We start from the raw sequence: 14,753 nt of genomic DNA on the forward strand, positions 1-14,753 counted from the left end.
GACCTCTGATCCCGATACGGAGCACCCCGATGCCCACTGAGGCAGAGTTCCTCGACTACCTCCGCCGCGCCACCACCGACCTGCGGGAGGCGCGGCGGCGCGTGCGCGAGGTGGAGGCCAAGGACCGCGAGCCGATGGCCATCGTCGGCATGGCCTGCCGTTACCCGGGCGGCGTGCACGGCCCGGACGAGCTGTGGCAGCTCGTCGCCGACGGCCGCGACGGGGTGGGGGACTTCCCGACCGACCGGGGCTGGGACCTGGACCGCCTCTTCTCCGTCGACCCGGACAACCCGGGCACCTCGTACACCGACAAGGGCGGCTTCCTCTACGAGGCCACCGAGTTCGACCCGGCGTTCTTCGGCATCTCGCCGCGCGAGGCGCTCGCCATGGACCCGCAGCAGCGGCTGCTGCTGGAGAGCACCTGGGAGGCGTTCGAGTCCGCCGGGCTGGACCCGCACCGGTTGCGCGGCACCCGGACCGGCGTGTTCGCCGGCGTGATGTACCACGACTACGCCTCCCGGGTGCTGGACCTGCCGGAGGGCGTCGAGGGCTACCTCGGCACCGGCAACTCCGGCAGCGTGGTGTCCGGGCGGGTGGCGTACACGTTCGGGTTGGAAGGCCCGGCCGTCACCATCGACACCGCCTGCTCCTCGTCGCTCGTCGCGGTGCACCTCGCCGTGCAGGCGCTGCGCCAGCGCGACTGCGACCTGGCCCTCGCCGGCGGCGTCACCGTGCTCTCCACACCCGGCGTCTTCGCCGAGTTCTCCCGCCAGCGCGGCCTCGCCGCCGACGGGCGGTGCAAGTCGTTCGCCGCGTCCGCCGACGGCACCGGCTGGGCCGAGGGCGTCGGCATGCTGCTGCTGCAACGTCTCTCCGACGCGCAACGCGACGGCCGGCGCATCCACGGGATCATCCGGGGCAGCGCGGTCAACCAGGACGGCGCCAGCAGCGGCCTGACCACCCCCAACGGCCCCAGCCAGGAACGCGTCATCCGGCAGGCGCTCGCCAACGCGCGGCTGTCCCCGGCCGACGTGGACGTGGTCGAGGCGCACGGCACCGGCACCACGCTCGGCGACCCGATTGAGGCGCAGGCGCTGCTGGCCACGTACGGGCAGGACCGCGACGGGCGCGACCCGCTCTGGCTCGGCTCGGTGAAGTCGAACCTGGGCCACACCCAGGCCGCGGCCGGCGCCGCCGGCATCATCAAGATGGTCCAGGCGATGCGGCACGGCGTGCTGCCCCGCACGCTGCACGTGGACGCGCCGTCCCCGCACATCGACTGGACCGCCGGCGCGGTCACCCTGCTCACCGAGGCCCGGCCCTGGCCGGAGTCGGACCGGCCCCGGCGGGCGGCCGTGTCGTCGTTCGGCATCAGCGGCACCAACGCCCACGTCATCGTCGAGCAACCGCCGGCCGTCGAGGAGCCCGAGGACGCGCCCGGCACGCCGCCGCCGCTGGCGCCGGTGCTGCTCTCCGCCCGCGACCCCGAGGCGCTCGCCGCGCAGGCCCACCGCTGGGCCGGGCACGTCGCCGCCGACCCCGACGCCCGGCCGGTCGACTGGGCCGTCGCCGCGCGCCGCCGCGCCGGCCTTGACGCGCGGGCGGTGGTGCTCGCCGCGGACCGCGACGAGCTGATCGCCGGGCTGCGCGCGCTCGCCGACGGCGAACCCGACCCGAGCGTGGTCACCGGCGCCGCCGGCCCGCGCGGCCGGGTGGCGTTCCTCTTCTCCGGGCAGGGCGCGCAGCGCGCCGGCATGGGCCGCGACCTGTACGACGCGTACCCGGCGTTCGCCGCCGCGCTGGACGAGGTGTGCCAGCACCTCGACCCGCTGCTGCCGCAGCCGCTGAAGCCGGTGCTGTTCGGCGACGGCGACCTGCTCGACCAGACCCAGTTCACCCAGGCCGGCCTCTTCGCCGTCGAGGTGGCCCTGCACCGGCTGGCCCGCTCCTTCGGGCTCACGCCGGACTACCTCGTCGGCCACTCGATCGGCGAGCTGGCCGCCGCGCACGTCGCCGGCGTGCTGTCGCTCGCCCACGCCGCCCGGCTGGTCGCCGCGCGGGGCCGGCTCATGCAGGCGCTGCCCGCCGGTGGCGCCATGCTCGCCGTGGCCGCCGGCGAGGCGGACGTGACCGCGTCGCTTGCCGACGTGACCGGACGGGCCGGCATCGCCGCCGTCAACGGGCCCGCCGCCGTGGTGGTCTCCGGCGACGCCGAGGCGATCGACGCGCTCGCCGCGTACTGGGCCGACCGGGGCACGCCCACCCACCGGCTGCGGGTCAGCCACGCGTTCCACAGCGCCCTGATGGAACCCATGCTCGCCGAGTTCGCCTCGGTCGCCGCCGGCCTCGACTACGCCCCGCCCACCGTGCCGATCGTGTCGAACCTGACCGGCCGGATCGCCGAGCCCGACGAGATCACCACCGCCGACTACTGGGTACGGCACGTCCGCGAGGCGGTGCGCTTCGCCGACGCGGTGGACCGGCTCGCCGAGGCGGGCGTCGGCACGTACGTCGAACTCGGGCCCAGCGGCGTGCTCACCGCCATGGCCGAGGGCGCCCTCGCCGACCCGTCGGCCGTGCTGGTGCCGCTGGTGCGCAAGGACCGCGCCGAACCCCGCGCCGTGCTGGAGGCGCTGGCCCGCCTGCACACCGCCGGCCTGACCGTCGACTGGGACGCCCTGCTCGCCGCCACCGGCGCCCGCCCGGTCGACCCGCCCACGTACGCGTTCCAGCACGAGCGGTACTGGCTGGAGCCGGTCGGCCGGCTCGCCGACGTCTCCGGCGCCGGCCTCGGCGCGGCCGGGCACCCGCTGCTGGGCGCCGCCGTCTCGGTGGCCGGCGAGGACATGGTGCTGCTGACCGGCCGGCTGTCCACCGGCACCCACCCCTGGCTGGCCGACCACACCGTCGGCGACGTGGTGGTGCTGCCCGGCGCCGCGCTCGTCGAGCTGGTGGTGCGGGCCGGCGACGAGGTGGGCGTGTCCCGGCTGCGCGAGTTGGCCATCGCCGCGCCGCTGGTGCTGCCCGCGTCCGGCGGGGTGCGGGTGCAGGTGCGGGTCGGCCCGGCCGACGAGGCGGGCGCCCGCGCGGTGACCGTGCACGCCCAGGCCGAGGACGACCCGGAGACCGGCTGGGTGCGGCACGCCGAGGGCGTGCTCGAACCGGCCGTCGCCGACGAGCCCGGCCTGCCGGCCTGGCCGCCGACCACCGCCGTCGAGGTCGACCTGGACGACTGGTATCCGACGCTGGCCGGGCACGGCCTGGCCTACGGGCCGGCGTTCCGGGGCCTGCGCCGCGCCTGGACCGGCGACGGCGAGGTGTACGCCGAGGTCGCGCTCCCCGAGCAGGTGGCCGGCGCCGGGACCGGCTTCGCGGTGCACCCGGCGCTGCTGGACGCCGCGCTGCACCCGATCGGGCTGCTGCTCGCCGCCGACGGCGGCGGCCCCCGGGTGCCCTTCGCGTTCGAGGGCGTGCAGGTGCACGCCGTCGGCGCCACCGCGCTGCGGGTGCGGCTCTCCCGCGACGGCGGCGCGGTGCGCCTGGTCGCCGCCGACGACGCCGGTTCGCCTGTCGTGTCGGTGGACTCCCTGGTCCTGCGCGAGATGACCGGCCTGACCGCGCCGGGTGCCGCGGCCCGGTCCCTGTTCGAGGTGGCCTGGCAGCCGGAGCCGGTGCCGCCGGTGGACGACCTGACCGGCTGGGCGGTGCTCGGCGCGCCCGTGGACGGGCTGCCCGCGTACCCGGACGTGCCGGCCGCCGCCGACGCGGGGGAGGACGTGCCGCACACGCTGGTGCTGCCGGTCGCCACGCCGTCCGGGCTGGACGTCCCCGACGCGGTGCGGGTCACCGCCGCGGACGTGCTGGCGGTGGTGCAGGCGTGGTTGGCGGCCGAGCCGCTCGCCGACTCGCGGCTGGTGGTGACGACGCGGGGCGCGGTGGCGGCGGCGGACGGGGACCGGGTCGTCGACCTGGCCGGCGCCGCGGTGTGGGGTCTGCTGCGGTCGGCGCAGTCGGAGCACCCGGAGCGGATCGTGGTGGCCGACCTGGATCGGGACGTCGACGCCGGTGTGCTGTCGGTGCTGGCGGGTGTGCTGGGTGACCTGCCGGGCACCGGCGGGCAGGTGGCGGTGCGCGGCGACGTCGTGGTGACGCCGCGCCTGGTGCGCGCCGCGCCCGCCACGGCGGGTGCCGATGCCGGTGGGGTGGTCGGTGCCGGGACGGTGCTGGTGACCGGTGGTACCGGGGCGCTCGGCGCGCTGGTCGCGGAGCATCTGGTGACCGGTCATGGGGTGCGGTCGCTGGTGTTGGTGTCGCGGCAGGGTCCCGCCGCGCCCGGAGCGGACGCGCTGGTGGAGCGGTTGTCCGGGCTGGGCGCGTCGGTGTCGGTGGTGGCGTGTGACGTGACCGATCGGGATCAGGTCGTCAGCCTGGTGTCGGGGGTGGAAGGCCGGCTGGCCGGTGTGGTGCACACCGCCGGCGTGCTGGACGACGGTGTGGTGTCGTCGATCAGCCCGGAGCGGTTGGCGAACGTGCTCGCGCCCAAGGCAACCGCCGCGTGGTGGTTGCACGAGGCCACCCGAGACCTCGATCTGGATCTGTTCGTGGTGTTCTCGTCCGTGGCGGGGGTGCTCGGCTCGCCCGGTCAGGCGGCGTATGCCGCCGCGAACGGGGTGCTCGACGCGCTGGCGACGCGGCGACGGCAGGCCGGGCTGCCCGGCATCAGCCTGGCCTGGGGCATGTGGGACACCGACGGCATGGCCGCCTCCCAGTCCGACGTCGACCGGGCCCGCTCCACCCGCGCCGGCCTCGGCGCCCTGAGCCCCGCCGTCGGCCTGGAACTGTTCGACACCGCGCTGACCGCCGGCCGGGCCGTGCTCGTGCCGGCCGCCATCGACGTACCGGCGATGCGGGCCCAGGTCGTCGGCGGCCGGGTGCCGTCGCTGCTGCGCGCGCTGCTCGGCCCGGTCACCACCCGCCGCCAGGCCGGCCGGGGCAACTGGGCCGACCGCCTCGCCGGCCTCGACCCGCAGGAGGCCCGCGACCAGGTCGACGCGCTGGTCCGCGGCCTGGTGGCCCAGGTGCTCGGCCACGGCGGCGTGGACGCGGTGCCGACCGACCGGGCGTTCCGGGAACTCGGCTTCGACTCGCTGACCGCCGTGGACCTGCGCAACCGGGTCAACGCGGCCACCGGGCTGCGGCTGCCGTCCACGCTGGTCTTCGACTACCCGACGCCGCAGATCCTGGCCGGCCAGGTGTACGCCGAACTGGCCGGCGCCCGCGCCGACACCGGAGGCGCCCCCGAGGCGGCGGCCGCCACCGGCCTGGACGAGCCGGTCGCGATCGTCGGCATGGCGTGCCGCTATCCGGGCGGGGTGGAGAACCCGGAGCAGCTCTGGGAGTTGCTGGCCGCCGGTGGCGACGGCATCGCCGAGTTCCCCGCCGACCGGGGCTGGGACCTGGAGTCGCTGTTCGACCCGGACCCCGACCACAGCGGCACCTCCTACACCCGGCACGGCGGCTTCCTCTACGGGGCGCCCGAGTTCGACCCCGGCTTCTTCGGCATCTCGCCGCGCGAGGCGCTGGCCATGGACCCGCAGCAGCGGCTGCTGCTGGAGACCTCGTGGGAGGCGTTCGAGTCCGCCGGCCTCGACCCGGCCGGGCTTCGCGGCTCCCGCACCGGCGTGTTCGCCGGCGTCATGTACCACGACTACGCGTCGCGCCTGATGGAGCTGCCCGCCGAGGTGGAGGGCTACATCGGCACCGGCACCTCCGCCAGCGTGCTCTCCGGCCGCGTCGCCTACTCGTTCGGGTTGGAGGGTCCGGCGGTCACCGTGGACACGGCGTGCTCGTCGTCGCTCGTGGCGTTGCACCTGGCGGTGCAGGCGCTGCGCTCCGGTGAGTGCGACCTGGCGTTGGCGGGCGGCGTGACGGTGATGGCCACGCCCGGCACGTTCATCGAGTTCTCCCGGCAGCGGGGCCTGTCCCCGGACGGCCGGTGCAAGTCGTTCGCGGCCGCCGCCGACGGCACCGGCTGGGGCGAGGGCACCGGTGTGCTGCTGGTGCAACGCCTCGCCGACGCCCAACGCGAGGGCCGACGCGTCCTGGCCGTGGTGCGGGGCAGCGCGGTCAACTCCGACGGCGCGTCGAACGGGCTGACCGCGCCGAACGGCCCGTCGCAGCAGCGGGTCATCCGGCAGGCCCTGGCGAACGCGCGGCTGACCACTGCGGACGTGGACGCGGTGGAGGCGCACGGCACCGGCACCACGCTGGGCGACCCGATCGAGGCGCAGGCGCTGCTGGCCACGTACGGGCAGGACCGCGACACCCCGCTGCTGCTCGGCTCGGTGAAGTCGAACCTCGGGCACACCCAGGCCGCCGCCGGTGTCGCCGGGATCATCAAAATGGTCCTCGCCATGCGCCACGGCATCGTGCCCCCGACGCTGCACGTGGACGAGCCGTCCCCGCACGTCGACTGGACCGCCGGCGCGATCACCCTGGCGACCGAGGCGACACCCTGGCCCGACCGGGACCGCCCCCGGCGCGCGGCCGTGTCGTCGTTCGGCATCTCCGGCACCAACGCCCACGTCATCCTGGAACACGCCCCCGCGCCGGCCGCCCCGGCCGAGTTCCGGCCCGGCGCCGCCGTCGACGCCGGCGTCATCCCGTTCGCGCTCTCCGCCGCCGACCGGGCCGCGCTGCCCGAGCAGGCCGCCCGGCTGCGCGCCCACCTGGAGGCGTACCCCGAGTTCGCGCCCGCCGAGGTGGCCCACGCGCTGACCAGCAGCCGGGCCGCCTTCCCGCACCGCGCCGTCGTCCTCGGCCGGGACGCCGACGAGCTGACCCGCGGCCTCACCGCGCTGGCCGACGGCGAGACCGTGCCGACCGTGGTCACCGGGACCGCGCTGCGCAACCCGGCGCCCGTCTTCGTCTTCTCCGGCCACGGCGGCCACTGGCCCGGCATGGCCGTCGACCTGCTGGACACCTCGCCGGTCTTCGCCGCCTCCATCGCCGAGTGCGAGGCCGTCCTCGCGCCCTGGGTCGACTGGTCGCTCACCGACGTGCTGCGCGGCGCCGACGGCGCGCCGCCGCTCGTCGCCTCCGGCGTCGTGCAGCCCACGCTCTGGGCCGTGATGGTCTCCCTGGCCCGGCTGTGGCGCTCCCTCGGCGTCCGCCCGGGCGCCGTGGTCGGGCACTCCCAGGGCGAGATCGCCGCCGCCTGCGTGGCCGGCGCGCTCTCCCTCGAGGACGCCGCCCGGATCGTCGCGCTGCGCAGCCAGGTGCTCGCCGACATCGCCGGCCGGGGCGCCATGGCCTCGATCGGCCTGCCCGCCGAACGGGTCGAGCGGATGCTCGACCGCTGGACCGGCCGGCTCTGCCTGGCGGTGGTCAACGGACCCGGCTCGGTCGTCGTCGCCGGCGACCCGGACGCGCTCGCCGAGATGGTCGCCGCCTGCGCCGCCGACGACGTGCGGGTCCGCCCGCTCGACGTCGACTACGCCTCCCACTCGCCGCACGTCGAGCCGGTCGCCGACCGGCTCCTGGCCAGCCTGGCCGGGATCACCGCCCGCCCGGCCGAGGTGCCGTTCTACTCCGCGCTCACCGGCGCGCCCACCGACACCACCACGCTCGACGCCGACTACTGGTACCGCAACCTGCGCCAGACGGTGAACTTCGAGCAGGCCGTACGGACCCTGCTCGCCGACGGCCACCAGGTGTTCCTGGAGGTCGGCCCGCACCCGGTGCTCAGCTTCGGCATGCAGGAGACCATCGACGACGCCGAGCACGACGCCGCAGTGGTGAACACGCTGCGCCGCGACGCCGGTGGCTGGCCGCGGGTGCTCACCGCGCTCGCCGAGCTGCACACCCACGGCGTCGGCGTGGACTGGGCCGCGGTCTGCGGCGTCCGCGCCGCCGCCCCGGTGCCGCTGCCCACGTACGCGTTCCACAGGCAGCGCTACTGGCCCGAGTCGCCGGTGCGCACCGGCCCGGTCGCGGCCGTCGAGGACCAGGCCGACAGGCAGTTCTGGGACGCCGTCGAACGCGCCGACGCGGACGCGCTCGCCGCCACCCTCGCCGTCGACGGCAGTGACGCCCGGGCGCTGGGCGAGGCGCTGCCGCTGCTCACCGAGTGGCGGCAACGCCGCCGCGACGAGTCCACCGTGGACGCCTGGCGCTACCGGGTGCGGTGGGCGGCGCTCACCGCCGCGACGGCCGCCCGGCTGACCGGCACCTGGCTGCTCGTCGCCCCCGCCGCGTACGCCGGTGACCCGCTCGTCGGTCAGGTCGTCGCCGCGCTCGGCGAGGCCGGCGCCGGCGTCGTCCCGGTCACCGTCGACGACCCGGACCGGGCGACGCTCGCCGACCGCCTCGCCGGCCTGGACACCGGCGCGTTCACCGGCGTGCTGTCCCTGCTCGCGCTGGACGAGGCCGGTCACCCGGACCGTCAGGTCGTGCCCACCGGCCTCGCCGGCACGCTCGCGCTGATGCAGGCCCTCGGCGACGCCGGCTGCGCCGCGCCGCTGTGGTGCGCCACCCGGGGCGCGGTCACCACCGGCCGGGCCGACCCGCTCGACCACCCCGCGCAGGCTCTGGTCTGGGGCCTCGGCCGGGTCGCCGCGCTGGAACACCCGGACCGCTGGGGCGGCCTGGTCGACCTGCCCGCCGTGCTGGACCGGCGCGCCCGGGGCCGGCTCGCGGTCGTGCTGGCCGGCGTGGGACACGAGGACCAGCTCGCGGTCCGCCCCTCCGGGCTGTTCGGCCGCCGGCTCGCCCGCGCCGGCGGCGACGCCCCGCCCGATGCCACCGGCTGGCGGCCCGCCGGCTCGGTCCTGGTCACCGGCGGCCTCGGCTCGCTCGGCGCGCACGTGGCCCGCTGGCTGGCCACCGAGGGCGCGGAGCACCTGGTGCTCACCGGCCGGCAGGGCCCGGCCACGCCCGGCGCGGCCGAGCTGCAGGCGGAGCTGACCGCGCTCGGCGCCCGCGTCACGGTGGCCGCCTGCGACGTCGCCGACCCCGACTCGCTGCGCGGCCTGGTCGAGCGGCTCGCCGGGCAGGACGTCCGCATCGACGCGGTCTTCCACGCCGCGGGCGTCGCGCACGCCGGCCCGCTCGACGGCACCGACCTGGCCGCGCTCGCCGACGGCCTGCACGCCAAGGTGGCCGGCGCGGTCAACCTCGACCGGACGTTCGGCGACGACGTCGCCGCGTTCGTGCTCTTCTCCTCCGGCGCGGGCGTCTGGGGCGGCGGCCTGCAGGGCGGCTACGCCGCCGGTAACGCCTTCCTCGACGCGCTCGCCGAGGACCGCCGCCGGCGCGGCCTCCGCGCCACGGCGGTCGCCTGGGGCGCCTGGGACGGCGGCGGCATGATGGACACCGAGGGCGCCGCCGACCAGATGTTCCGCTCCGGCGTCCGGCCGATGCGCCCCGACCTGGCCGTCGCCGTGCTCGCCCGGGCGCTCGCCGAGGACGACACCACGCTCGCCGTCGCGGACATCGCCTGGGACCGGTTCCACCAGACGTACGCGCTGGCGCGCCCGCGCCCGCTCATCGAGGACCTGCCCGAGGTGGCCCGGCTGCTCGCCGCCACCCGCGCCGACGACGAGCCGGCCGAGGCGTCGCCGCTGCGCGGCCGGCTCGCCGGGCTGGCCGAGCCGGACCGCCGCCGCGCCCTGCTGGAACTGGTCCGCAGCAACGCCGCCGCGGTGCTCGGACACGCCTCCGCCGAGGCGGTCGGCGCGGACCGGCCGTTCCGGGACATCGGCTTCGACTCGCTCAGCGCGGTGGAGATGCGCAACCGGATCGCCGAGGCGGTCGGGCTGCGGCTGCCCGCCACGCTGGTCTTCGACCGGCCCACCCCGGCGCTGCTCGCCGGCTGGCTGGCCGACCGGATCCTCGGCGTCACCGACGCGGCGCCGGCACCCAGCCGGGCCGTGGCCGCGCTCGACGAGCCGATCGCGGTGGTGGCGATGAGCTGCCGCTACCCGGGCGGCGTGGACAGCCCGGAGGAGTTCTGGCGGCTGGTCGCCGAGGGCCGCGACGCGATCGGCCCGTTCCCCGCCGACCGGGGCTGGGACCTCGACGCCATCTACGACCCCGACCCGGACACGCCCGGCACCTCGTACGCCCGCGAGGGCGGCTTCGTCACCGACGTCGGTGGCTTCGACGCCGGCCTGTTCGGCATCTCGCCCCGCGAGGCGCTGGTGATGGACCCGCAGCAGCGCCTGCTGCTGGAGACCGGCTGGGAGCTGTTCGAGCGGGCCGGACTGGCCCCGGCCGACATGCGGGAGAGCGGCACCGGCGTCTTCGTCGGCACCAACGGGCAGGACTACGCCACGCTGCTGATGGCCGCGCGCGCCGACACCGAGGGCTACCAGGCCACCGGCAACGCCGCGGCGGTGGTCTCCGGCCGGCTGTCCTACACGTTCGGCCTGCAGGGCCCCGCCGTCACGGTGGACACCGCCTGCTCGTCGTCGCTCGTCGCGTTGCACCTGGCGGTGCAGGCGCTGCGGGCCGGCGAGTGCGACCTCGCGATGGCCGGCGGTGTCACCGTGATGGCCACCCCCGGGCCGTTCCTGGAGTTCGCCAGGCAACGCGGCCTGGCCGCCGACGGCCGCTGCAAGTCGTTCGCCGGCGCGGCCGACGGCACCGGTTGGGGCGAGGGCGCCGGCCTGGTGCTGCTGCAACGACTCTCCGACGCCCGCCGTGACGGCCGGCCGGTGCTGGCCGTGGTCCGCGGCAGCGCGGTCAACCAGGACGGCGCGAGCAACGGACTGACCGCCCCCAACGGGCCCGCCCAGCAGCGGGTCATCCGGCAGGCCCTCGCCAACGCGGGGCTCACCCCGGCCGACGTGGACGCGGTCGACGGGCACGGCACCGGCACCCGCCTCGGCGACCCGATCGAGGCGCAGGCGCTGCTCGCCACGTACGGGCAGGACCGGCCCGCCGACCGCCCGCTGCTGCTCGGCTCCGTCAAGTCGAACATCGGCCACACCCAGGCCGCCGCCGGCGTCTCCGGCGTGATCAAGATGGTGCTGGCGCTCCAGCACGGCCAGCTCCCGCCGACCCTGCACGTGGACGAGCCGACCCCGCACGTCGACTGGTCCGACGGCGGCGTGGCACTGCTCACCGAGGCCCGGCCGTGGCCGGAGACCGGCCGGCCGCGCCGCGCTGCGGTGTCCGCGTTCGGCGTCAGCGGCACCAACGCCCACGTCGTCCTGGAGGCGGCCCCGCCCGCCGATGACGCCCCGGCCGAGCCGGAGCACGCCGCGCCCCGGCCGGCGCTGCCGCTGCTGCCCTGGCCGCTCTCCGCCGCCGACGACGAGGGACTGCGCGCGCAGGCCGCCCGCCTGGCCGCGACGGACCTCGACGACGAGGCCGCCGCGGTGGCGCGCACGCTCGCCACCGCCCGCTCCCACCTGCGGCACCGCGCGGTGCTGCTGGCCGCCGACCCGGATACCCGGTCGGCCGCGCTGCGCGCCCTGGCGGCGGGGGAGAGCCACAGCGCCCTGCACCGCGACGTCGCCGCGCCCGGCGGCACCCTGGCGATGATCTTCTCCGGTCAGGGCGCCCAGCACGCCGGCATGGGCCGCGAGCTGTACCAGGCGCTGCCCGCGTTCGCCGAGACGCTCGACGAGGTCTGCCAGCACCTCGACGCGCACCTGCCCCGCCCGCTGAAGAGCGTGCTCTTCGCGCCCGAGGGCAGCGACGAGGCCGCGCAGCTCGACCAGACCGCGTTCACCCAGGCCGGGCTGTTCGCCGTCGAGGTCGCGCTGCACCGGCAGCTCGCCGACTGGGGCGTCCGCCCCGACCTGGTCGCCGGGCACTCCGTCGGCGAGATCACCGCCGCGCACGTCGCCGGCGTGCTCACCCTGCCGGACGCCTGCACGCTCGTCGGCCAGCGGGGCAGGCTCATGCAGGCGCTGCCGGCCGGCGGCGGGATGCTCGCCGTCGCCGCCGGGGAGACCGAGGTGACCGACGCGCTCGCCGGGCACGCCGACCGGGCCGCCGTCGCCGCCGTGAACGGCCCGACCGCCGTCGTGGTCGCCGGCGCCGACGACGCGCTGTCCGCGCTCGCCGAGCACTTCATCACCCTCGGCGTACGCACCAAGCGGCTCACCGTCAGCCACGCGTTCCACAGCCCGCTGATGGAGCCGATGCTTGCCGAGTTCGCCACCGTCGCCGCCGGCCTCGACTACGCCGCGCCGGTGGTGCCGTTGGTGTCCAACCTGACCGGCCGGGTCGCCGACGCCGACCTCATCCGCACCCCCGACTACTGGGTGCGGCACGTCCGGGAGGCGGTGCGCTTCGGCGACACCGTCACCCACCTGCGCGACCTCGGTGTCGGCATGCTGCTGGAGGTGGGCCCGGACACGGTGCTCACCGCGCTGGCCGCCGACGCGCTGCCGGACGGCGGCCCGCTGGTCACCGGCGTGCAACGCCCCGGCCGCGACGAGACCGCCGCGCTGCTCGGCGCACTGGCCCGGCTGCACTGCCACGGCGTGACGGTGGACTGGGCGGCGGTGCTGCCCGACGCCGACCCGGTCGCGCTGCCCACGTACCCGTTCCGTCACCAGCGCTTCTGGCCGGTCGCCGACGGCGAGCTGGTCGGCGTCGCCGCGCCGGCCGACACCGACCCGGTCGACGACGCGTTCTGGCAGGTCGTCACCGCCGGCGACGGCGACGCCCTCGCGGCCCGCTTCGGCGTCGACCCGGACCGGCCGTTGCGCGACCAGCTCCCCACGCTCGCCGACTGGCACCAGCGGCGGCGCGCCGACGCGGTCGCCGACGGCTGGCGCTACCGGATCACCTGGCCCCGGCGGCAGCTCACCGCCGGCACCGCCACCGGGGACTGGCTGCTCGTGGTGCCTGGCGACGCGGCGGCCGACCCGGCGGTCCGGATCGCCGAGCTGATCGGCGCGCACGGCGGGACGGTGCGCACGCTCACCGTCGACCCGGCCAGCGTGACCCGCGCCGAGCTGGCCGGGCACCTGCCCGACGGTCCCCATCGGATCGTCTCGCTGCTGGCGCTCGACGAGCGGCCGCACCCGGCGCACCCGGGCGTGCCGGCCGGGCTCACCGGCAACCTCGCGCTGGTCCAGGCCGTCACCGACGTCGCGCCGGTCGGGCCGCTGTGGCTGCTCACCCGGCAGGCCGTCAGCGCCGGCCCCGGTGACCCGCTCACCCGACCGGACGCGGCCACCACCTGGGGACTCGGCCTGGTCACCGCGCTGGAACACCCCGCGCACGCCGGGGGCCTGCTCGACCTGCCCGCCGACCTCGACGCCGACACCGGCGACCACCTGCTGCGGGCGCTGACCAACACCGACGGCGAGGACCAGCTCGCCGTCCGCCCGGCCGGGATCCACCTGCGCCGCCTCGCCCGCGCCCCGCGCCCGACCCGCCCGGACGGCCCGACCTGGACCGCCCCGGACACCGTGCTCATCACCGGCGGCACCGGCGCCATCGGCCGGTACGCCGCCGCCTGGTTCGCCCGGCACGGCGCCCGCACGCTGATCCTGGTCAGCCGGCGCGGCCCGGACGCCCCCGGCGTCGCCGAGACGGTGGCCGAACTGGCCGACCTCGGCGCGCGGGCCCGGGTGGTCGCCGCCGACCTCGCCGACCGGGACGCCGTCGCCGCGCTCGTCGACGGGCTGCGCGCCGACGGCGACACGGTCCGCGCGGTGGTGCACGCCGCCGGCGTGGGCCGCCTCAACCCGCTGCGCGCGGTCACCACCGACGAACTGGCCGACGTGGTCTCCGGCAAGACCGCCGGCGCCCGCCACCTCGACGAACTGCTCGACCCGGCGGCGCTGGAGCTGGTCGTCTACTTCTCCTCCATCGCCGCCGCGTGGGGCGTCGGCGACCACGGCGCGTACGCCGCCGCCAACGCGTTCCTGGACGCCTGGGCGCAGTCCCGCCCGGCCGGCCCGGCCCGGGTGGTGTCGGTCAACTGGGGACCGTGGGCCGGCGGCGGCATGGTCAGCGACGACCACGCCGGCGCGATGAGCCGGCGGGGCGTCACGCTGCTCGACCGGGAACCGGCGATGGCCGCGCTGCGGGCCGCTGTCGAGGGCGACGGCACCGTGCTCACCGTCGCCGACGTGGACTGGGCGCGCTTCGCCCCGGTCTTCGCCGCCGCCCGGCCCCGGCCGCTGATCGGCGACCTGCCCGAGGTGGCGGCCCCGCCCGCCGGCGCCGACCCGGCCGACACCGGCGGCGCGGAGACGCTCGCGGAGCTGCGCAAGCGCCTCGCCGACCTGACCGTCGCCGAGCAGAACCGGCTGCTCGTCGACCTGATCCGCACCGCCGCCGCCGAGGTCATCGGCCACGACAGCCCGTACGCCCTCGACGCCGACCGGCCGTTCCGGGACCTCGGGTTCGACTCGCTGACCGCAGTGGAGCTGCGCGGCCGGCTGGCCCGGCTCACCGGCCTCGCGCCGGCCAGCTCGGTGGTGTTCGACTACCCCACCCCGCAGGCCCTCGCCGAGCACCTGCGCGCCCAGCTCGTCGACGAGTCCTCGGAGCGGGAACTGCCCACCGTGGAGGAGCTGGACCGGCTGGAGGAGGCGCTCACCCGGCGCGAGCACGACGACCTCGGCCGCGTGCGGATCACCATGCGGCTGCACCGGCTGCTGGAACGGCTCGGCGCGGACGAGCCGGCGGAACCCGGCGGCGAGGTGGCCGACCGGCTGCGCACGGCAAGCAACCAGGAGCTCTTCGACCTTCTCGACCGCGATCTCGGGTTGTCCTGAGGC

1 protein-coding gene is annotated in these 14,753 nt (G+C 77.2%); it reads left to right on the forward strand.

Annotated features, from left to right (window positions below):
- Nucleotides 1–14 precede the first annotated feature (14 nt).
- Nucleotides 15–14,750 (forward strand): type I polyketide synthase, encoded by a 14,736-nt coding sequence (locus tag ACIA5A_RS07855; protein ID WP_396758109.1) that lies wholly within the window; start codon nucleotides 15–17, stop codon nucleotides 14,748–14,750.
- Nucleotides 14,751–14,753 lie beyond the last annotated feature (3 nt).

This window comes from Micromonospora sp. NPDC051300, from assembly GCF_044455315.1.
Lineage (GTDB): Bacteria > Actinomycetota > Actinomycetes > Mycobacteriales > Micromonosporaceae > Micromonospora > Micromonospora robiginosa.